Annotated in this window: 16 protein-coding genes; 10 read left to right on the top strand and 6 right to left on the bottom strand. The window is 42.9% G+C overall.

The window, feature by feature from the left end:
- Window positions 1-24 precede the first annotated feature (24 nt).
- Window positions 25-564 (bottom strand): DUF3332 domain-containing protein, encoded by a 540-nt coding sequence (locus AC3CH3_RS21405; protein ID WP_029405412.1) that lies wholly within the window; start codon window positions 562-564, stop codon window positions 25-27.
- Between the two features lie 652 nt (window positions 565-1,216).
- Between AC3CH3_RS21405 and AC3CH3_RS21410 the strand changes: the two genes are divergently transcribed.
- Window positions 1,217-1,810, top strand: a complete 594-nt coding sequence (locus tag AC3CH3_RS21410; protein ID WP_114634991.1) for a hypothetical protein — start codon at window positions 1,217-1,219, stop codon at window positions 1,808-1,810.
- 231 nt (window positions 1,811-2,041) lie between these two features.
- On the opposite strand, the gene AC3CH3_RS21415 is transcribed toward AC3CH3_RS21410, so the two are convergent.
- On the bottom strand, window positions 2,042-2,251 hold the full coding sequence (locus tag AC3CH3_RS21415) for a hypothetical protein (RefSeq protein ID WP_004731601.1): 210 nt from the start codon (window positions 2,249-2,251) through the stop codon (window positions 2,042-2,044).
- 971 nt (window positions 2,252-3,222) lie between these two features.
- On the opposite strand from AC3CH3_RS21415, the gene AC3CH3_RS21420 reads away from it, so the two are divergent.
- The 6 genes from AC3CH3_RS21420 (at window position 3,223) to AC3CH3_RS21445 (ending at window position 13,205) form a co-directional block, all read left to right on the top strand.
- Window positions 3,223-4,155, top strand: coding sequence for a siderophore ABC transporter substrate-binding protein (locus AC3CH3_RS21420; protein WP_488538369.1), 933 nt, complete (start codon window positions 3,223-3,225; stop codon window positions 4,153-4,155).
- A 99-nt stretch (window positions 4,156-4,254) separates the two neighbouring features.
- Window positions 4,255-5,208 carry an ABC transporter permease gene (locus tag AC3CH3_RS21425; RefSeq protein ID WP_488538370.1) on the top strand — a complete coding sequence of 318 codons (954 nt, stop codon included), beginning with the start codon at window positions 4,255-4,257 and terminating at the stop codon, window positions 5,206-5,208.
- The gene (locus AC3CH3_RS21430) at window positions 5,201-6,151 is read left to right on the top strand and encodes an iron chelate uptake ABC transporter family permease subunit (RefSeq protein WP_019820095.1); all 951 of its coding nucleotides are present in this window, start codon (window positions 5,201-5,203) and stop codon (window positions 6,149-6,151) included. Before AC3CH3_RS21425 ends, AC3CH3_RS21430 begins: the two co-directional genes overlap by 8 nt.
- A gap of 12 nt (window positions 6,152-6,163) precedes the next feature.
- Entirely contained in the window at window positions 6,164-6,928 is a 765-nt protein-coding gene (locus tag AC3CH3_RS21435) for an iron ABC transporter ATP-binding protein (protein ID WP_019820096.1), read from the top strand.
- 336 nt (window positions 6,929-7,264) lie between these two features.
- On the top strand, window positions 7,265-8,290 hold the full coding sequence (locus AC3CH3_RS21440) for an HD-GYP domain-containing protein (protein ID WP_488538371.1): 1,026 nt from the start codon (window positions 7,265-7,267) through the stop codon (window positions 8,288-8,290).
- Window positions 8,283-13,205 carry an ATP-binding protein gene (locus AC3CH3_RS21445; protein ID WP_488538372.1) on the top strand — a complete coding sequence of 1,641 codons (4,923 nt, stop codon included), beginning with the start codon at window positions 8,283-8,285 and terminating at the stop codon, window positions 13,203-13,205. The genes AC3CH3_RS21440 and AC3CH3_RS21445 overlap by 8 nt, the downstream gene beginning before the upstream one ends.
- A 148-nt stretch (window positions 13,206-13,353) precedes the next feature.
- Here AC3CH3_RS21445 and AC3CH3_RS21450 read toward each other — a convergent pair whose 3' ends face one another.
- Entirely contained in the window at window positions 13,354-14,244 is an 891-nt protein-coding gene (locus tag AC3CH3_RS21450; protein ID WP_114635084.1) for a LysR family transcriptional regulator, read from the bottom strand.
- 230 nt (window positions 14,245-14,474) lie between these two features.
- On the opposite strand from AC3CH3_RS21450, the gene AC3CH3_RS21455 reads away from it, so the two are divergent.
- Window positions 14,475-15,650 (top strand): MFS transporter, encoded by a 1,176-nt coding sequence (locus AC3CH3_RS21455; RefSeq protein WP_488538373.1) that lies wholly within the window; start codon window positions 14,475-14,477, stop codon window positions 15,648-15,650.
- 274 nt (window positions 15,651-15,924) lie between these two features.
- Here the strand turns inward: AC3CH3_RS21455 and AC3CH3_RS21460 are convergent, their stop codons facing one another.
- From AC3CH3_RS21460 to AC3CH3_RS21470, 3 genes are all read right to left on the bottom strand, one after another.
- On the bottom strand, window positions 15,925-18,681 hold the full coding sequence (locus tag AC3CH3_RS21460) for an immune inhibitor A domain-containing protein (RefSeq protein WP_488538374.1): 2,757 nt from the start codon (window positions 18,679-18,681) through the stop codon (window positions 15,925-15,927).
- A 55-nt stretch (window positions 18,682-18,736) separates the two neighbouring features.
- Entirely contained in the window at window positions 18,737-19,072 is a 336-nt protein-coding gene (locus tag AC3CH3_RS21465) for a hypothetical protein (protein WP_114635090.1), read from the bottom strand.
- A gap of 500 nt (window positions 19,073-19,572) precedes the next feature.
- Entirely contained in the window at window positions 19,573-20,538 is a 966-nt protein-coding gene (locus AC3CH3_RS21470; RefSeq protein WP_488538375.1) for a hypothetical protein, read from the bottom strand.
- 153 nt (window positions 20,539-20,691) lie between these two features.
- On the opposite strand from AC3CH3_RS21470, the gene AC3CH3_RS21475 reads away from it, so the two are divergent.
- The gene (locus AC3CH3_RS21475) at window positions 20,692-21,159 is read left to right on the top strand and encodes an Lrp/AsnC family transcriptional regulator (RefSeq protein ID WP_488538376.1); all 468 of its coding nucleotides are present in this window, start codon (window positions 20,692-20,694) and stop codon (window positions 21,157-21,159) included.
- Window positions 21,160-21,346: 187 nt separating this feature from the next.
- Window positions 21,347-22,909, top strand: coding sequence for a methyl-accepting chemotaxis protein (locus tag AC3CH3_RS21480; RefSeq protein ID WP_488538377.1), 1,563 nt, complete (start codon window positions 21,347-21,349; stop codon window positions 22,907-22,909).
- Window position 22,910 lies beyond the last annotated feature (1 nt).

Below are 22,910 nucleotides of genomic sequence, written 5' to 3' on the forward strand. Positions count from 1 at the left end.
GGAACTCTGTGTGGGCGATGAATCTTACGCTTCTGTGCCTTGAATCTTCTCTAACTCAGCGATAGTCGTTTGCGATACAAGTTGACCATCCATGTAATAGCTAACGTTTTGACCGTCTTTAATACCCGTTAGAGTCGCCGTTTCACCAGAGGTATAGACGATGTCCATTTGAACCGTATTCTCGTCGATCTTAATCATCTCACCCGTTTCAATCGTGCGATTGTTTGAAATTGGGCCTACAGGAGCTTCTTTAAGGCTTGGGTCTAGCTCATCGTTCACTTTGAAGTGAGTATCTGTTTTTGTATCAAATACGTGTGGAGAACCGCTGATCGGGTTTTTACCTGTCCAGAATTCAAGTGAGTTGAATACGACATAGTCGGCTGCGGTTGTAATACCGTATACAGGCGCTAATAAGAAGTTTACACCTGCACGAGCATAGCGGTTATCGACAACTTCAACGTTAAATTTCATCACTTTCCCTGTTACGGCATTACTACCGATACAACCAGTTAGCGCAGAAGCCAAAACCGTTAGTCCTACAATTTTAAGTGCAATCTTTTTCATTTTAGTACCTGTATAAGTTAGAAGTCTGTTTTGTTGGAACAGGTGTAGTATGGTTTTTATTCGATTCAGAGTTTTACCATTTAGCGCCACTGACGATATAAAATGTCCTCGGACTTTTGGCATAAAGCTAGGTATAAACTGGGCACAAAAAAAGCGCGACCTAATAGGGCGCGCTTTTGGGGGATTTAAATAAGTCGTAATGAAAACAACGACTCCAATATAGAATTACTTCATCACGTAGGTATAAGCCGATGTGACAAGCCAGCGGAAAAATCGAAATAAAAGGGTAGTGGCTTTAAAGGCAAATTTGGCAATTGATACCATTGCTTCTGCACCAATGCTTACGCACTTATGCAAATCGGATTCTTTGTATTCTGAATAGGTCATCTGTTTTCTCATTTCTCGCGGTTGTCTTTCATATGTAAGTAACGACTCCTGTCTGGCGATATACCCTGAGCGCGTAATGTACGAACTTTCGCCTCTAGAGATTTACCATTTCATGCCATATGGATTAATAACTAGCCAAAAGAAAAAAGGCTGGGAGAATTTAACGGCACAGCGAGGTGTAACTGATCAAGTTACCGAAAAAACGAGGGTAATAGTGGTATGATCGCGGGCTCAGCACCATAAGTGATAAAGAATAGGAAACAGAATGACTCACCTTACCGATCAGCAAGAAGCTGCAATGGCGACGTTTAAGGAAAACTTACACCTTCCAAATGGTGGTTTTCATAAACTGATTATCGATCTAAGTAAGGAATATCAGCTGCCATTTCAAAAGGTGCGCGCCGTTTTAAAGAAAGCTCAAAAAGACGTCGAACGTCAAATACGCGAAGATTTTGCGAGTATCGATGATAGGGTTCTTAGCCAAGAGAATTGGGTGAACATCATTAAGTCAAAACTTGTCGAACTGGCGGAAGATAACCAAACGGTGATGGATAAGCTGCAACTCAATCTGAAATATCAAAAAGTATTGTCGGCAACCAATGGTTCAATCGCAAGTGAAGACGAGCGTGACGAATTGATTGAAGAGTTGATTCAAGCTTATGAAAAAGAGGTATTCAAACCTTTATTGGCGATGCTGCATACAACAAAGCTGTATTGGAAATTAATGCTGGTGGATGAGACATGTAAGATGAATGAGGAGAATCGTGAGAAATTTAGTGATTACCCTCAACACATGCAAGCTGCAGAACACTTATATACTCTTGATCAGAAGTTAAGGTCGATGCCGTTAACTTATTAGTCCATGAATGCACTGATAATGACTCATTGGTGATTCAGAGTTTGATATAAGTTGGTTTCAATAGAAGTACGATAACCTAGCTAGCGTTAGCCGCGCGTGAAATGCAAAAAGGGCTAGGTTTCTGATCTGTTTTACTTCTACTCTATTTTGTTCTGCTAGAGCGAATTGAGGGTGACATCTTTTACATCTTTGGGACTAAACGATGTTTCTTTTTGTAGCCTATGGGAAATGCTATAGGAGTGTGAAATGTCCTAGGGTGTTTCCGTTGCCTGAAACAATAGTTCCGATGCTTTCTCGTTCATTAAATTCAAAGTCGATGAGATAGCTGTGATGTTGTAGCTTGGGCAATATGTGGCGGTGGAGTATATCGCTATTGAGCTGTCGAATCTCTGTGACCCATGAAATTTCTTCTTTGTGTAAGTCTATTTTAATCTTGAGCATTTATTACCTTTTAGTTTATTGACTGATTTGTCGCGTGATAGTTGGTACCAATGGGTTTGTCGTGTTGTTCTGCGTGACATAACTGTGCCTTGTGTTTATTACATTTATATTTAAGTGGTCGATCTATTTTGACTTCGCTAACAAGAGAGCGAATGACGATAGATCGGTAGTGAGGATCGAATTTAAAAGCTATTGAATGACTATCTAGGTGAAAGCTGACGCAGAGATGGTGTAACGAGGTAATCGAGAACTGTCTTTGAGGAACTTGGACTTACTTTAGCATTAACAGCTCTATAGATTAGAGCCAAGTGGCGAACTATACGCCTAGTTTTTGAAATTACAACCCTATTTTAAATTAAATTCAAAAAATTTTTTGAATGATTTGCCGTCGCTTGTTGAGAGTTAAATGAGCGATGGGCAGGTGATTTACCATGATACCTGACAGATGTTTGGCTTTGCACCGCTTCGTATTCTTTGTCATTAGTGGTTTTAATTGTTCAGCTAATTTATTGATGATTAAGTATCTGTTATATATGGTCTTTACATTGTAAATTACAAGTCGTGACTCTGAGGTTGAGCGTTGTAATTCTGGAGTTTGGCGTCGTAATTCGGTGATTTAGCGTTGTAATTACAGGATTTTCGGGCACTTTTCCCCATCAGTTTATTCTTCAGATTGATGATCATTTTCCTCTTCGCGTCTTTTTGCTATTTCTGATCCCGAGTATCTCTCCTGACTACGCAAAATATGAATACTCACTTTTACATTTCTGAATAATAAAGTTGTTGTGTCGCCAGTTTAACGCAAATATAATTGATAATAGTTCTCACTTGCGTTACTGGTTTGTTATCAAAGCAATGACAGACTTTAAATTATCGTTATTTAGCCGTTGTGTTCGCCCCATGCTCGCCTATGAGTAGTGTGACTTTCATTGTCATGAGTGGTGGTTAGTATCAATGGCAAAGGAAGAAACATGAAGAAAACAATCAATTCAGTTCGCCAGTTGTTAAGCGGGTTTGCCATCATTCTTGCATCATCATTACTGATGACCGCTCAAGCGAAAACCGTGACCATTGAACACGTAAAGGGCACGGCGCAGTTTACTGAAGTACCACAGCGCGTTGTGGTACTTGGCTTTGGTAGCTTGGATGTGCTTGATCAAATTGGTGTACAGCCAGTTGGTGCGCCTCATAGCTTGCTGCCCGATTACCTAGCTTCGTACAAAGAAACGACAGCAAATACAGGATCATTGAGTGAACCGGATTTTGAAGCTATCTACATGTTGAAGCCTGACATCATTATCGCGGAAAACCGTATGCTTAAGGTTTACGACAAGCTGGCACAAATCGCTCCAACGGTCATGTTCTCTATTGAAGGTGATAAATACTGGGCTGATGCTCAGCAAAACTGGCGCGCGCTAGGTGACATCTTTGGTAAGCAAGCTGAAGTAGAAGCGATAATCAAAGAGACTCAAGCGTCTATCACGGCGGTAAACGACAAAGTTGCGTCTGACGAAACGTCTGCAATGATGCTGATGAACAACGGCAACAACATTGCGATGTTCAATAAGGGCAGTCGCTTCTCGATCATTTTTGATGATTTTGGTTTCGAGGAGTCAAAGAGTGCGACAGTGGCTCCAATTAAAGGGACTCACGGCAACCTAATCTCGTTCGAATACATTGCTGACGCAAAACCTGAAGTGCTTTACGTTCTTGACCGCGAAAAAGCGATCGGTAAATCAGAAGGGCGCGCACAACAGCTGTTTGATAACCCATTAGTTGCGGCGACACCTGCAGCGCAGCAAGGCAGCATCATTTACCTTGATTCAAGTGCTTGGTATTTGGCTGGTGGTGGCGTGACAGCGATTCACAGAATGTTGGGTGATATTGAACGAACGATTCAATAGTCATCAATCATCAGATTTTTGGGCTTATAAGAGCGTTCTTATAAGCCCTTTTTCACTTTTCATACGGACTCAAAGAGCCCTACCTTTAGTATTATTTCTATGTTGAAACCCATTGCCGCTGCTGTATTTCTTGTTGTGTTATGCATTATGTCATTGATGATTGGAGTCGCTGAAATCAGTTTTAGCGACTTCTTCAATGGCAACCAACATGCCAACTCTATTTATGTTGTTAGTCGAATCCCTCGACTGTTCGCGATTGTACTTGCCGGTGCGGGCTTGAGTGTCGCTGGCTTGATCATGCAACAGATCGTGCAGAACAAGTTTGCCGCGCCTTCGACTATGGGTACCATTGACTGCGCCATGCTTGGCTACATAGTCGGTATTCTGGTTCTGGGCAATGCAGCGCAATGGAGCTACTTAGGTTTCATTTTCGCGTTTGCGGTTTTCGGAACCATGCTATTGGTCCGCTTCCTACAGCACCTCAAGTTCAAGAATGCGGTGTTGGTGCCTTTGATTGGCATCATGTATGGCAACGTTGTTTCGTCTCTAACAACCTTTATTGCTTACAAGTACGACTTAGTACAAACCATGTCGGCATGGACAATGGCGAACTTTGCGAGTGTGTTGCAAGGCAGCTATGAAATTCTTTACCTCGCAGTGCCTGCTTGTGTGTTGGCTTACTACTTCGCGAGTCAGTTCAGTGCGGCGAGTATTGGCGAGAGCTTTGCGAAAAACATCGGCTTGAATTATCAGAAGATCGTCTTCATTGGTGTTGCATTGGTCGCTATCTGTGCCTCTTCTGTGGTGATGATCGTTGGTGTTATCCCATTCCTTGGCCTTATCGTGCCGAATATCGTGTCACTGATGATGGGCGATAACATGAAGAAGATTCTGCCTTGGACTGCCTACTGGGGGGTGATCTTGGTGTTGGCTTGTGACCTGCTAGCTCGAATCGTCATTTTCCCTTATGAGATTCCAATCTCGATGGTAATCAGCATCTTTGGTGGCTTGATTTTTATCTACCTAATCATGAGAGACAAGTCGAATGCGTGATTCAGTAAAAATTGCGATTCTGGCTATCGCGTCTTTGGGTATGGCAGCGTTATTCATCGGGCAGGGGCTGACGTGGGATAACTACGAGTTCTTCTTGTCTCTGCGACTACCCAAACTGTTGTCGATTGTGTTAGCGGCGGTGGCGATCTCGGCGTCGTCATTGGTTTTCCAAACCATCACTAATAATCGAATTCTAACCCCATCCATCTTGGGCTTTGACAGCTTGTATATGCTGGTTCAAACGGTGCTTCTGTTTGTGTTTGGCAGTGCTAGCTTCTGGGTGATTGACTCAATCGCAAACTTTTCGATGTCTGTGACTGTCATGATCTTGTTCTCGTTTGCTCTGTTCCATTTCTACTTTAAGAGAAAGCGAAATAACGTATTCACACTGCTTTTGATTGGCATCGTATGTGGCAGCGTATTCTCGAGCTTAGCGAATTTCCTTGCGATGTTGATTGATCCGAACGAGTTCGCGGTGCTGCAGAATGTGATGTTCGCAAGCTTCAATAACGTGAAAGGCGAACTGGTTTACCTCAGCCTTATTCCATTGAGTTTGAGCTTACTTGGCCTGTGGCTGTTGGCGCCTAAGCTTGACGTACTTTGGCTTGGTGTTGATAACGCGACAAGCTTGGGCGTGAATACCAAGCGACTGACTCAGATTACCTTGGTGATTGTGTCGGTAATGGTGGCAGTATCTACGGCTTTGGTTGGCCCAGTGCTTTTCTTTGGCTTGATCACCGTGAGTTTGGCTCGTCAGATATTCAGCTCTTATCAGCACCGTACTCTTATCATCGCTAGCAGTTTATTAGCAGTGGTGTTGCTCGTTTCTGGCCAATGGTTCATCGAAAAAGTGATGTCGTTTGAAACCACAGTGAGTGTGATTATTAACTTGGTCGGCGGTTTGTATTTTATGTTCTTGTTGTTACGCACCAGAATTCAGTAAAGGTAGTAAGTAGTGATTAAATTAACAGGTTTAAGTAAGAAGTATGGCAAATCACTCGTGGTGGATGATGCCAGCGCTATGTTCCCGAAAGGGGAAGTGACTTCTATTATTGGCCCAAATGGTGCGGGTAAAAGTACACTGCTTTCAATGGCGAGTCGCTTAACAGACAGTGATGCCGGTGAAGTCATTATTGGCGACAAGCTACTGGCTGAATGGGATACCAAAGAGCTGGCTAAGCACCTTGCCGTGTTAAGACAATCAAACAACATCAATATGCGATTTACGATTCGCGAATTGGTGTGTTTTGGTCGTTTTCCACATTCACAAGGTCGCTTGAAAGACGAAGATCATAAGATCGTCGACACTGCGCTCGAGCACCTTGGTATTACTGATATTCAAAGCAAATACCTTGATGAGTTGAGTGGCGGTCAGCGTCAAATGGCGTTCATCGCAATGGTTGTGGCGCAAGATACAGACTATGTGTTCTTAGATGAGCCTCTGAACAATCTAGATATTAAACACTCTGTAGAGATCATGCAGACGCTGCGTCGTTTAGCGCATGAGTTTAATAAAGCAGTAGTGATCGTTATTCACGACATCAACTTTGCTTCTTGTTACTCAGATAACATTGTCGCGATGAAAAAAGGCCAAGTGGTTAAATCGGGTAAGGTTTCGGAAGTGGTTGAAAAATCAGTGATGGAATCGATCTACGAGATCCCGTTTGAGATTCGTGAGTTCGATGGCGTTCGAATCTGTATGTACTATTCGGGTCGTTAGACTTATTAGTATTTAGCTACAGAAAAGAAAGAGCTCCCGTATGAGGAGCTCTTTTTGTTTCTCGTTATCGGATCTTTTGTTAACGCGTTTAATGGTCGAAAGCTCGATTAATCAAAATAAAGTCAGTTGTATAAAGGGTGATCAACTGACTTTATCCGTGAATTGTTTAAACATTGTACGCCGAGTTTCTGACATGCATATGAGCTCAGCGTTAGTTTGATGTCGCTCGAAGATCTACTCTTCATTTTTAACAATCATTTGTTATTTTCATGTTGGGTGGTGCGAAAAGCCATCTACACTATGATTATAACTGTTTGATTTTTATACGAGGCATCAATGAGTCGTAAACCAATAGTGTTAGTAGTAGATGACACGCCAAGTAACTTGGATGTGTTAACTGCAATACTCAAAGATACCTACCAAGTAAAGGTAGCCATTAACGGTACCATTGGCATTAAGATAGCGAAGATGGTGCCACAGCCGGATTTAATTCTCCTCGATATCATGATGCTTGACATTGATGGTTACGAGGTATGCCGCCAACTTAAAGCTCAGCCGAATACGGCTCACATTCCTATCATTTTCGTGACCGCCAAAATTGGTCCAGAAGCTGAAGTGAAAGGCTTGTCTTTAGGCGCTGTCGACTACCTAACGAAACCTATCACGCCTGAAATCGCGCTCCAGCGTGTCAAAACCCACATCGCGTTGTATGACCAACAACGAGCACTGTTCCATCAAGTGAAAGACAAAACCGTCGAGATCAATCTAGGCAAACTTGAGACCCTCAATATCTTAGGTCGAGCAGCGGAATTTAAAGACAACGAAACGGGTATGCACGTTAAGCGCATGAGCCACTACTGTGAGGTGTTGGGCAAGGCGCTAGGTATGACTGACGAAGATGCCGAAACGCTCCGAGACGCGGCGCCAATGCACGATATTGGTAAGATTGGCATTCCTGATAGCGTGTTACTGAAGCCGGGTAAGTTGGATGCCGATGAGTGGACTACCATGCAAAAACACGTCGAGTACGGTGTTGAGATCCTTGGTAGGCAGAGCGATTCCAAACTGATGCGCATGGCGATTCAAGTGGCGCAGTATCACCATGAGAAATGGGACGGTTCCGGGTATCCGAGTCAAGTGGCAGGGGAAGACATCCCGTTGGTTGGTAGAATCGCTGCTGTGGCTGATGTGTTTGATGCTCTGACGGCAGAGCGCCCTTATAAAAAAGCTTGGAGTGTTGAAGAGGCGCTTGCTCTAATTACGGAGCAGAAAGGCAAACACTTTGACCCGACAATAGTCGATTTGTTTCTCGTCAACTTGCCCGAGATACTAGCGATTAAAGAGAAGTTCAAAGATGAATAAGCGCTTTATTATATGGATTAATCAGTGTTTTATTCTCATTTCTAGCTTATCGCTTCTGATCGTTGGTTTACCACATGCTTATGCTGAAAGCGTCAGTGAAGATGATTTAACCCAGTGGTTAGAAAGCAAACCAACAGTGACCTTTATCGCGCTTTCCAGTCATTATCCTTATTCATTTATCGATGATGAAGGTGAGGTATCCGGTATTATTCGAGATTGGGCGAAAGAGTTTGAACTCAATTATGGAATTGAAACGAACTTTATAAGTGTGAACTCTCATTCCGAAGCAAAGCAGGTCCTACTTGATGGGCGTGGCGATGTTTTTCCTTTCCAGCAATTCGACCCAAGCGAAGGTGGTCGATTTCTCGCTACTAGCCCTTATATTCCCTACCAAATCGCGGTGATTCTCCCTACCGACGATCCTACTAATAATAACATCGAGCAATCTGATAAGCATCGTATCGCCATGGTGCGAAATAGTATCGATCTAGAAAAGTCAGGAGTACAACTCAGCTCGATCGAAAGAGTTCAATTTGATACTGCTATTGATGCTATTCGTGCTCTGGAAGACGGCTCAGTCGATGGCATGCTTGCTGAGCCAGTCACTACGCTAGATCTCGCTCACAAGAGCGGCGTATACAGTTTAGCGGTTAATTACGTTCTCGAACGCTGGAAATACATAGAAGCTTCAATGGTTGTCCGAACTAGGGACGCCAAACTGCTTGCTTTGTTAAACCAACAAATCGCAACATTTGATATTGGGAAGAAAAACCGGATTTTATCGCACTGGTTAAAAGATTCGCCCTATCGCACTCCAGTAAAAGGTGTGTTTGGATTTGGTAACCCTCCTTACATGTACCCAGAAAGTACATCTGTAGGGATTGAGCATGACATTATGCAGCGCGCGCTCAACAATATGGGATATCGACTTGGTGACGTTGTCACTCTTCCTCGTAGCGCAGCCAACCAGGCTATTGATAATAATAGTTCGATATCGTTTGTTTCAGGAATACAGGCTGATGGGGCTTCAGTACATTTTTTGAGTGATAAAATCATGGATGTTGAGTTTGTACCTATTTCGCTAAAAAGGCGCAACTTGAACCTCAACTCTACCGAAAATTTATCGCTGGGTGCTTTGCTATTTGATGATACCTCGCCAATAAAAAACTCCGTTGAGATACTGAGAAACAAAGTCAGTATCGGTAGCCTTGAGGATATTGACAGCCTAGAATCTGCATTTTCTCAGCTACGTGCACAAAACGTCGATCTATTAATGGTTGAGAAACGGGTGCTGAGGTGGTTTGTCATGAATACCCGTTTCATTGAGATGCGTGAAATCGAACTACACGAAGATTTTAAAGTCGACTATCCAATTTATGTGGATTTTAGAACGCCCAAGTTAAGAGACAGTTTTAACGAAGCGATTAAATATTTAAAGCAAACTGATGATGAGTTTGAACAGATACTTGAAACCCAAGTTAAGAATGATCTTACTCCTGTACTTAGAAAAGCCGATATTATCGCTCAAATCTCCGCTTACTTTATTGTGAATGACCGCTTCGAAGAACTCCCTAAGATCTTTGACATATTCGATGCTGAGCACACATTCAAGGTTATTTCTGCTCAAGCGGATAATAATAAAAGACCGATTGAATCTTGGTATTTAGGCGAAGTATTAGATTCTTCACTTAGTAAAAAGAATACGTCTGAATTATCATCTGTTACCAAAGGTGCTGGTTATAAAACGCAAACAGGAAGTATTAATGCGGGCTTCATGACATTTTATTTTGATGTCAATTCGGTTGAGAGTAATTATGTGTATTTCCCTTCAATTGACCAATTTGAGTCGTTTGGTGAAGGAGCTCAGCGTTATATCTCAGATGTTTACCAATCGAACAGCCTGACTGGTGAACTTCTTAACCTAAGTCAGAAAGAGCGTCAATGGATCAAGGATCATCCCGAACTAAAAGTAGGTATCGACCCCAATTCATTACCTTATGAAGCCTTGTCTAGTAAGGATGAATATATTGGAATGATTGATGATTACCTGACGTTAATTGAACAAAAAACTGGGTTACGATTGAGTCATGCTGATGTTGAAAACTGGCAAGAAACTCGCAGACTTGTTGATCACCGTCAGGTTCATCTAGTGTCTGCTGCTGTCGAGAACCGCTCGTTAGGTGAAAATGTAAAACCAGCAAAAGCGCTATTTTCTAGCCGTCTTGCTATAGCTTCACACCGAGATATTAATAGTCTTGTGCTGGAAGAAGCTTATGGATGGAAGCTTGGAATATTAGCAAATGGTGCCAATACTGAAGCTATTGTGGAAAGTTACCCAAATATTGAATGGGAGCTTGTCGATTTTACGAGAAAAGGGTTGGAGCGAGTTGAGTCTGGTGAGCTCGATGGAATTATTGACACTGTCGACGTGCTTAATTACTTGATCGATTCGTTTGGTTACCGAGGTGTTGGGATCATTGGGCGATTAGATTTTTTCTTGTCACCAACATTTCATGTCATAAAGTCTGAGCCGTTATTGTTGTCAATTATGAACAAAGCGATTGAAAATATATCGGCTGAAGATCATCAAAAAATATCAGCTAAATGGGCGGCACCTAAAGCGATTGAAAAAATTGATTACCAACTGGTTTATACCATATCGGTATTCTCGATCGTGATAGTGTTGCTGATTGTATTTTGGAATAGAAAGCTATCCAAACAAATCACTATTGCCAATAACGCGACCGAAGCACTTCGCAAAGCACAAAATCAACTATACAACATCCTGAATACTTCGCCTATCGCGGCGAGTGTCATTGTTGATGACCAAGTGCGTTATGCAAATGATACGGCCAAACGCCTATTTGGGGTGGGACGAAAAGAACTCTCTTCTATCGATGTTGAAGTTGTTTATGACTCTTTGTCTGATCGTGATGCGTTTTACAAAGAGCTAGATCTTAACGGTAAAGTAGTCAACCGGGAGTTAGTGCTGAGAAAGTTTGATGGAGGCCGCTTTGTCGCGCTTGTGAGCTATTACCTATTTGAACTTGATGGGGAAGTCGCGACTCTATTTTGGGCTTTTGATATCTCTGAAATGAAGCGCCTAAATGAGCAACTTGAAGAAGAGAAAGAGAGAGCCGATCTGGCTAGCCAAGCTAAATCTGATTTCTTAGCTAACATGAGCCATGAGATCAGAACACCGATGAATGCGATTATCGGTTTGTCTTATTTGGCTATTGGCGAAATATCTAATCCTGTTGCTCGAAATTATATCGAGAAAGTGCATCGTTCAGGACATTCACTGTTAAGTATCATTAACGATATCCTCGATTTTTCTAAAATAGAAGCGGGGCAGCTATTCATTGATAGCATCCCATTTAACCCTATGGTGACCTTTAAAGATGTCATAGAACTGATGGAGTCTAAGGCGTCAGAAAAGCAACTTAACCTATCGATGTCTGTTGACCCAGAGTTAAACAGTCCAATGCTCGGCGACCCGTTAAGGCTCTTTCAAGTCATTCTTAACCTTATTGGTAATGCCATTAAATTCACAGAGTTTGGACATGTGACATTAACCGCTGTTCTACTGGAGTCTAACGATTACAGCGTGAGTATGAAGATCAGTGTATCCGATTCGGGAATCGGGATATCAGAAGAGAATCGACACAAGCTCTTTCAAGCATTTAGTCAAGCTGACAGCACCACGACCCGGAAATTTGGTGGTACTGGTTTAGGTTTGAATATTAGTCAGAAACTCGTGCATGCTATGGGCAGTAAAATTTCAGTCGATAGCGTGTTGGGTAACGGCAGTGAATTCTCTTTCCCTATCACGTTACTTAAGTCGAATGCACAAGAACTTGACCAATTTAAGTCCCAAGAATTAAAACTTGATTACCATGTTGAATTTAAAGGGCAAAGGGTACTTTTGGTTGAAGATAATGAACTGAATCAAGACTTGGCATTGGCGTTCTTGGATCGTTTCAAGCTAAACGCAGATTTGGCCGAAAATGGTCAAGAGGCCGTTTCACTAGCCAAAAATAATGATTACGAAGTCATTTTAATGGATCTTCAAATGCCAGTTATGGATGGCTTTGAAGCGACACGGAAAATTAGAGAGTTTGACATGCAAGTTCCTATCATTGCGATGTCGGCCAATGTGTTCGCTGATGCCAAACAGAGAGCAAGAGACGCAGGGGTAACGGATTTCTTAGATAAGCCGATAATCATTGATAAAGCGACCTCTTTGCTTATCAAATACATCGTGCCAGAGGTGATGGTAGAAGAGAAGGCAGCGCCGTTAGATGGGCAGGCAGAGCAACTCGAAGGCCTAACAAATCAACCTAACAGCATTGATGTGATCAGTGTGTTTTCTCAGCAACGATTTGAACAGCTCACTCATCATGATGCGGAACTTCAAAACAAACTGATTGGGAAGTTCCATAGCAGTGCCCCAAACATGATGGTTGATGCGTTTGATAATTTGGCACAAGACGATTGGATTACGCTTGAAAGAAACCTGCATACTTTGAAAAGTATGGCAGCGTCGATTGGCGGCCTCCGGTTTGCTGATTTGATGGGAGAGTTAGAAGATAAAGCTCACAATCGTTTGTGTGATGATCAAGCCCTCAGAGAAGGTGAGGCGAGGTTAGTTGAGCTTATTGCAGCAACGGAAAGCCATATTGTGAAGCCACAAGTAGAATACATGAGTGAAGCAAGTGCGATGGGAACTGTGGTCAAAGAAGATCAAAGGGTTAAGCTACTCTCGCTGCTGGAAGCTTATGATAACGATGCAACGCAATACGTGGCCGAGTTACTTAAAGAGTATCCAAATTCTGTTGCGCTTAACGATGTGCAAAGTGCGTTAGATAATTATGACTTCGAGCGAGCCTGTCAGGTTCTCAGTACCTTGGAATAAGCCGCTTTGCTTAGTCGGCATATAACAGTTGCTGTCTTATCGCTATTACTGTCTGAATAACAAGTGCTTCAGTACTAAAGCCTTTAATCTTCTGGGTTAAAGGCTTTAAATTTAATCAACTAATCAACTAATCAACTAATCAACGCTTCTAACCACTCACGTTCTGTTTGATCAGATCGATAACCGTATCGTATCGGTGCGGCAGTTTTCGGTTTCGTTTTTGAACCAGATACAGTATTTCCTCAACCTCTATTTTGGGTGGCACAACGTGCAACTTGTCTCTTTCCGGGAAGTGCTCAACTGCGCCAGCCGGTAAGACGGTAAAGCCTAACCCTTTCGATACTGGCAGCAAGATCTGGTGAAGCTGATTGATGTAGCCAGATCTTGGTATTTCATTAACGTTGATGTTCGCGAGATCCTTGTCTCCACACAGGTCGAAATACAAAGACAGGTAGTGAGCAGAATCTGGATGCGCAATCAGGCCAATGTCGTGCAGTACTTGTGGTGTTATCTCTAAGTGAGCCAGACTGCTGTGAACGATGAGGCAGAGTGCTTCTTTGCCAATGACTTGGCTTTGATAGTAACTGTCGTTTGGGGAGTGCCTAACAATGCCGATATCGGTGGTGCCTTGGATCAGGTCATTCAATATCTTTTTGTTTGGAGCCGCTTCTAAGTTAATGCTCAGATCTTGGTGTTGCTGCTGAAGTTCAAGAAGCTTGGGGTACAGACGTAAAGATAGTGAACCAGAGCAAGACAGGTGACATTGTCCTGCATAAGGGTTATCAAAACTCAGAGACTCAAAGAGATCTTCTTGGTCTTTTTCTAGCTTGAGCGCATAGCGATACATAATCCGACCCTGTTCGGTCAGCTCGAAGCTTTTATTTTCTCTCGATAACAGGTCACAATTGCAAGCTTGTTCAAGCTTCTTGATGTGCTGGCTGACCCCTGGTTGTGTCATGTACAACTTTTCTGCGGTTTGGGTGAAATGTCCAACTTCAACCAGAGTCTTAAATGTATTGAGCCAAAGTGGATTAATCATACTCACCTTCAAATGCTAAAGCTTATAAATAATAGAAAATTATTATTATCTTAAGTAATGATAATTTCAACCCTAGGGCGTAAAGCAGCGAAGATCAAAGTATGCTGGATTGAATATTGTTCGAGGCAGAGCCTGCGGTTGTTTGCTGGAGTTCTTTTGAGTAACAAAGTGTTGCGACTTTGTTGATTATTTGGTCTATTGACCCACTGTGCTCATATTTAGGAACGAAGATGAATAGAAATGTTTGGCTGCTCTCACTGTGTCAGGCCTTATTTATGACGGGTAACATATTGTTGATCTCGGTGATTGGTTTGATCGGTAAGCAGATTGCGCCCAGTGTGAGCATGATTACCTTGCCGGTAGCACTGCAGTTTTTGGGTTTAATGGCAGCCACTATTCCTGCATCTTTAATTTCAGGAAAATTAGGACGAAAACGAGGGTTCAGTATCGGTAATGTGGTTGGCATTACAGGGGCGAGCCTTGCAACTTACGCTTTATCTCAGCAAAATTTCTATCTGTTTTGTTTCGCCACGTTCTTACTTGGGATAGGTATTGGTTTTGGTACGCTTTATCGTTTCGCTGCTATCGAAGTGTGTGATGAAAATGCACGACATCGCGCAATTTCTATATCGATGGCTGGTGGCGTTCTTGCTGCAGTACTCGGGCCTAACTTAGCGATCATGTCTCAACAATGGTTAGCAGATGGCTTGTACATTGGTGCTTTTGCTTCTTTGATTGGGTTGAATATTCTTGCGTTACTCATCTTACAAACCATTCAATTTCCTAAAGTCTCTTTTAATAGTCAGGCTCCCAAAGCCGATCCTTTAGGTGTGATCGTTAAAGCACCGAACTTTATTGGTGCGGTCTTTGCAGCCATGGTTGCTTACGCTGTAATGAACATTTTGATGACTGCAACGCCATTGGCAATGATTGGCTGTGGTTTTGACTTTACTAAAGCTGCTGGCGTGATTGAGTGGCACGTGTTGGGGATGTTTGTACCTGCATTTTTTACCGGATCACTTATCGAGAGGTTTGGCTCAAGAATGATGATCTTGGCGGGCGGGATTCTGTTTGTCGTCTGTATCGCGATTAACATTCATGGAGAATCTATTTGGCACTTCAGAGCGGCCTTGGTGGTACTTGGTGTGGGTTGGAACTTCATGTTTATCGCGGCAACAGGTTTGTTTAGTCAGTCCTACCAATCGCAGAATAAAGCTAAGGCACAAGCGTTTAATGAATTTATTGTCTTTGGCTGTGTGACTATTACAGCGATGCTCTCTGGCTGGCTAGAATCGACAGCAGGGTGGCAGAACCTTAATATCTACGTATTACCATTCGTGTTAGCTGTTATCTTGCTGTTCGCATTTAGTGCTCGTAAATCGCGTATTCAAAAGCAGCCTGTGTAATGACTCATCGAATAGTGGTTCAGTAAATTCGTTACTGTGATTAGAACCCTAGTATCTCGAACTGCGACCAATAAAAAGCCCTACCAAATCGGTAGGGCTTTTGCTTACGGCTTAAATAATAACGTTTCCTTAAAACTGCTGTCTTGGCTCATGCTCGAAGACAACAGTGCTTAAGCTTGCTTGTAAGTACGTGTGATAGAGCCGCGTACTTATTTTGATGGTCTATCGTTTAAGACCTAAGACCTAAGACCTAAGACCTAAGACCCAAGATGAGCTACAGGTCGACCAAAATTGTCTTAGTCGTAATCCCACCTTGGTCATCGATTATCTTCAGAGTCACCTCGTGCTTTCCGTATGAAGGGAAGATAGAAGTGAATGTGCGACCTCGTTTCACCTTTCCGTTTGGAAGTGTCCACTCGGTATCAACAATACGACCATCGCTGTCTGAACTTGTAGACCACATGGTTACCCAACGACCCAAGTGAATGTACTTTGCACTCGCTTCTGGAAGGGCGTTTGGAGATTCAACACTCACTACGGAGCTAAATGAATCGGTAGCGCCTTTGTCGTCGACAACAGTCAAGTTCACCGTGTATTCACCGGCTTGCTCGTAAGACCAAGTTGGTGCCACTTCGTTACTTGTTGTGCCGTTGCCAAAGTCCCATAGATAACTGGCGATCTCACCGTCTTGATCAGAGCTGAAGTTGTTTGTAGAAACATTCAGACCGTTAACATTAAGCTCGAAGTTCGCAGTAGGAGCGATGTTGTGTTGGCTTACTTTAGATAAGCGCACCACGCCGTATTCGTTGTCGTTACTCTGATTCACAATATCAACGGCTAAACCAAACTCCGTCAGGATACGTCCTGAATCAGGCGCTTGAGGAGACGTGTAGTCTTGGTCGTCAGAGAAGCTAGCGTTACCAAGCAAACTAGTATCTTCAAGTACATCATTGTCGCTGTTCACAAGACGCATTGGGGTATGATCTTTGAGTGAGAACGCAGCATCACGAACTTGGTAACGAGTTTGAGCGACTTCACCAGATTTTTCCCAAGTCATGGCATTCTGGTCTGCATCGACCACACCTAACCAACCTTCACCTGGGTGTTTGCCTACCCAGTTATCAGTCAGTGACTCGTCTACGTACCAAATGATCAAACCCGGATCGAATGAGATAAGTTGCCCCATACGTTTGATGTTGGCTAGGCCTTCATCAACATCCATGTGGCTACGCCATTGCAGCAGGTAGTAGTGTTGCGCTTGGTGGAATCCATTGCTCAGCTTGTAGCCATTTAGGGCGAAGGTGGAGTTGCTTTCACCATCGTCTATTGAGGTGACTTCACCATCAACGACCACACTGAGGTTATCCAGATAGAAGCCTTCCATCGCCAAGCCACCATCGGTGATGTACTCAAATGACAGTTCTATTTCTTGGCCTACCCATTGTGAAACGTCAAACTCAGCGTCAATCCACCCGCCAGATTCGCCGCCAATAGCAGGAACGAGGCCAGTATTGTATGGGTCATCCATTGAGGTGATGTTGCCAGCTATTGCTTGTCCATTCACAAGCACGCGAGCGAAGTCGTAGTCTTTCTCAATTTCATACCACGTTTTGAACGAAAGCAATGCAGAATCACCGGCTGGAATCACCAACTTGCGTGTCATGCTGTTTTTCAGGTCATCGCCTTTTTGAGAGTGGAATGAATACTCTCCCTCAAAGGGTTTCAGACTTTCAATTTGCTTTTCAGGAAGATCGACCTTAATCATGTTCGGACGGCTGTTATCCGTTGTTTGGAACAGTGTATAAACTTGTGGGTTGTCTTCTAGGTCATCAATCGAGATTTGATCATCGTTAACCCAGCGACCACCAATCGATTTTTGTAGGAAGTGCTTTGCCCAAGAGCTGAATGCCGTTGGTTGTGTGCCACCAATTTTGCCAGCCCAGCTGCCTGAAGACATGATTGACCAGTAAGAAACCGGTTCACCTTTGCCTGTGTATTGCGTGTCGTACTCGTCTGGTAAGCCTAAATCATGGCCATATTCGTGAGCACAGACACCGGCTGCGGCATCAATCGGTTGAATGGTGTAATCAAAGGCCGCGTATTGGCCACCAAAGCGGTCGGGAAGAGAGCTAGAGGTACCTTCAAGCACATGTGTGCGACCAAGGTTGAATCGGTGAGACCAGATAGCATCAGGGCCTAATTCGCCACCACCGGCTTCTTCGCCAACAGATGCGTGGAATACCATTAAGTGATCAATTACACCATCGGGTTCACGGAAGTTTCCGTCACCATCGTAATCGTAACGATCTTCAATATCGTAATCGGCTAGGTTGATGCTAGGATCTTGAGCCAGTTGATTCAACGCTTCGCGAACCAGTTCTTGTGCGTTGAGATCGTTGTCGGTCGTCGGGGAGTTACCACCATAGAAAGACGCAGGCTTAGAGGCGCGATACCAACCAGCAGCTTGACCTGCAACGCTGTAACTGTCACCCGATTCGCTTTGGTAATACTGACGCATCGAGATTAGGTTTTCGCCGTTTGGCCCTGTGTAGCCAGAGTTTGAAAACAGCAACTCTTGATAATGTTCTGGGTTGTAGCTCTCGTAGAGCATTTGGGTGTGCTCTTCGGTCAGCTTGTTGTCATCCCAGTTCAAATCAGGGAAATCCACCAATAGAGCCAGTACTTTATCGGTACGCTTGGTGCCGACTTCCAAAGCAAAGACGCTGGCCTTTTTAACGCCAGCTCCTTTCTCAATGGCTTTGAGTATTTTCGCTCGTTGCTCAAGTGCTTTTTTACCGAATTGAGCGTCGCCTTTAAAACCGGAATTGATCTTATTTTTTAAGTAACGGTCAAGTGCGTCGTGTTTTGCCACATCGGTTGCATCTTGGTCGACTAAGCCTTGTCTAACTAGCATTTCAATGAGTTTGTCTTCATTAACAACGCCTAAATCAATAGGTGTTTTTGCATAACTACTGACGCTAAATAGAGTAAGCATTGCTGAAGCCAACAATGTTTTTCTCATCATTTTCATTGTATTTCCTTTTTATATTTCCATGTCGATATCAGTATCAACTGCCTTATTCGAATCAGTTGTCCGAGTCTGGCCTAATACACTCTTGTGGTGTCTTATTTAACTGACGTGTGTTTGCTGTATGTTTCGTACTTTCTATCTCTTTTATACTTTCTATTTCTTTTGTCTTGGTTGTCTCTTTTCTATTTTTTGAATCAAACGGAGTGCTCTTTACTTTCTTGGCGTTTAGATAGATACGCAAAGCTTCTTGATTGCCCTCATAGGTTAAGCTAGGACAGATAACGCCTCGTTCAATCAATGACTTCAGCAATAGTTCGTCGTTCTCAATAGTGGAAGCCTGTGACAGTGAGGAAAAAATGAGAACCATTAAAGCCATTGTTTTGTGTGACATTCTTATATCAAGCCATCAGTTTTGATTATGTAACAAAATATATTTATAAAATTAACCAATCAAATGAATAATCATTACAAATCATTATTCGTTCCGGTTTCAACATTAAGAGTTAATATCAAATAAGGATGGTTATTTATTTTATTGTCAGCTATTTAATGGGTTTTTTTGAATGAATAGCTGATAGTTTGGATTTTTAATAACATTGGTTGGTAAGTGTTTATTATCTTGAGACCGCTTTATACAAGGTGTGTGGTGATAAATAATAAGATACGTTTTTTATTATCGGTGTTTAAAAATTGCATTTAATAATTGAGTGTTTAGTAACTACCCATACTGAAATTATTTTCACTCTAAATATCAATAATTGGGGTGTTGAGAATGATTTTCAGTGTTTCAAGGGCGTGAAATTTAACAATAGTGGAGGTGATAGGAGCACCAAGTCGTAAAAAAGAGCCCGTATTTGAGCTCTTTTCCTTTTATTCTCGTTGGCGAATTACTTATGACTGAGAGACATCACGATAAAAATAACGTTCACAAGTACGTGGATTCATGCGCTTAATGACGTTTGATATTAAGGCGATAACCAGCACTGAGAATACTAACCTTCCCCAAAATATGGTGTAAAAATCAGCCCCAATTAACATGATCAAAAGCGTATCTTCAATCAAACTGTGGAGTAGATTGAGCAGCATGATTGCGGTGAATACATCTCTCGCCGAGATATGTCCCTTTTTAGCTTCATTGATCAATAAGCCGCCGCCAAACGAAAGACCAAGCGTGATTCCAATAATGGTTAGGTTAGTCGCGTCCTTGCTGATTCCGAGTAGTCTCAAGAATGGTCTTAACAATATTGCCATGAGCTTTTCAACGCCTAGAATCTTTAAGATCTTGAGTAGCAGTAATAGTGCTGATATCACGATGAAGATAACGGCAAAGCTCTTTACCTGCTCAATAGCCCATCCAAGATAGCTCGTGTCTCCAGATACTTCAGGCTGCCAAAGCACGGTTGCTGGGTAGTTGAGCAAATCCCCGTATTGATAACTGAGATTGAGTAACCATGCCAGCACCAAGCTACCACCGACTCTCACTGATAGGGTCGCCAGCCAACTCACACCCGCCTTTTTAGCTATTGCACCCTCAATCGGTAATGAATGCGCTAGTAGCATCATGCTGCCTAAAACCGAGGCTTGAGCAACCGTTAAGGGAGCATCGGAATTAATAAGAATAATCAGTCCCGCATAGATGTTAGTGAGTATGGTTGTTGCCCATACCAAGCCCATTTCTTTCGGTAATCCGACGCTTTGCATTATTGGGCTTAGCCATTCGCTAAGAATCACGACGCCGCCAAGTTCTTCAACGACCTTTATCACGATGATGATTGGAATCATGATTCGGAAAAGAGTCGAGGTGACATCGAAAATCTCTCTGAGGAGTTCTTTAAAAAATTGATAGATTGATTTCATAGTTACGACCATGGTTCGATTGTTTGGAATGAGAAGATCTTACCTTGATTATTGTGATGGTTATTTCAAAATCTATATCAATATTCGACTCCAATTTTTTATTTGTCGTAGTATTCGAAATTATTGGTCACGAAGTTAGAGCTTTGAGAAATTATGGAAATTGATCGTATAGATAGGAATATTCTCGTTGAACTGCAGAAGAACAACCGAATCCCAAACCTCACATTGGCTGAGATGGTTGGGTTATCGCCTCCGGCTTGCTTAAAGCGAGTGAAACGATTGAGGGAAGAGGGAGTGATTGTCGGTGATGTCTCCATCATTAACCCTGAACTGACCGGTAACAAGATGACTCTAGTGGTATCTGTGGAGATGGAGCGTGATCGGGCGGACATTTATCAGATATTCCGTGGATCTCTTGTTAAAGCTCCAGAGGTGACTCAGTGCTATCAAATCTCAGGCAGTTATGACTTCATGCTGATTGTTACGGTTAAAGATATCCAAGCGTATGAAAACTTTGTTGAGCGAGTGCTTCGTAAAGACTTAAACATTCGCAAGTTCCACACTTCAATTTCGATGCGAACAGTGAAATTTACCACTGCAGTTAACTTAGATGAGTCATGACCGCTAATTTGAGAAGAGAAGAGAAGAGAAGAGAAAAGACGTGAAGCTTTGAGCTTTGTGAGGTGTCAGGCGTATTTTTGTATAAATAGCAGGCATTTACATAAAATGTGACGTTCACATTTTGTCATAACTTTAATAATTGTATATATTCCTCGCCTAAAACAATAATTAACAAAAGTTAATATAAATGACTGTCAGTTCATCTTCTCAATCTCGTGAAACGCTTCTAAGCGAAAACGAACAACTTGTCTCGACTACCGATCTTAAAGGTGTGATTACTTACAGTAATGATGCTTTCTGTCGCATCGCAGAATACAGCCAACAAGAATTGCTAGGGCAACATCACAATATCGTGAGGCATAATGATATGCCCAAAGCGGCTTTTGCCGATATGTGGGTTAACCTAAAGCAGGGTAAAGCGTGGCGCGGTATCGTAAAAAATAAAACCCAATCTGGTGGTTACTACTGGGTTGATGCTTACGTTACCCCTATTTATGATGGCGGGAAGGTGAGTGGCTATCAATCGGTTCGTGTTAAGCCTAAAAACGAATGGGTACAAGTCGCGGATAAGGCTTACCAAAGCTTATTGAAGGCTGAGAGATCGGGTCGTCAATGGTCGTTACAGATCAGTGACAGTGTTCGTTACGCAGTATTACTAGGTTCTTTAGCCGCGCCTTTGATTTCAAACCTGATCGAAGTAGGGCAAGTATCGCAATGGTTGTTGAGCTTACTTCCTGTTTCAGCATTAGCATTGCTTTTCCGACAAGAGCTCATTGATACTCCATTGCAGTTAAAAAAGCTGCAATCTAAATTCGATAGTGTCAGTCGCCTTGTCTATTCAGGCAATAGTCAGTTCTCTGTTGCCGATTTTCACTTAAAATTATTGTCTGCAAGAATCCGCACGGTACTAGGTCGCATGACAGACTCAGCCAAGCCACTGCAGGATTTGGCGGACAACCTGAATGCCACGTCATTTGAAGTATCAGAAGCCTTAGACCAACAAACAAAAGACATCCTTCAAGTACGAGAGGCGACTGAAGAGGTTGAAGTAACCGCGAATGAGGTCTCTTCTCGTACAGAAGAAGCGCACCAGATTGTTGATGTGACTTTGCAAACCTGTGCTGGCGCTAAAGAGAGTATTAATCAAACCCATCGAAATTTAGAAAGCTTAGCTTCACAGGCTGAAAAGGCGACTCAAACGACTTACCAATTGAGCGACCAAGCGCAGAGTGTCAGCAAGATAATGGAAGAGATTGGTGGAATTGCCGAACAGACCAACTTGTTGGCACTAAACGCAGCAATTGAAGCGGCTAGAGCGGGCGAGCAAGGACGAGGCTTTGCGGTGGTTGCCGACGAAGTACGTGCACTATCGGGTCGCACGTCAAAGGCGACGGTTCAGATCAAAGAGAGTATCGACACCATGCTAGCGACGATTGAAGGCTGGCAAAAGGATATTCTGGCGAACCGAGAGCAAACGGACGCGTGTGGGGATGTGGCGAAGGTGAGTGCAGAGCGCTTGTCTGAAGTCGAAACCTTAATGCAATCGATGAACGATTTGATGCAGTCGGTTGAAAGCTCCGCGCATAAACAGCGTCAGTTATCGAGTGATGTAAACCTGCATATGCAGTCTATCGCGTCGACCGCCGAGCAAAACTTAGTGGCAACGCATTCCGTGAAAGATCACTCCACTAAGCTAAAAGAGCAAGTGAATGAGTTCTATCACTTGGCGAAGCGCTTCGAAGAGAAATAAC

The sequence above is a fragment of the Vibrio sp. QJM3NY_35 genome (genome assembly GCF_057785915.1).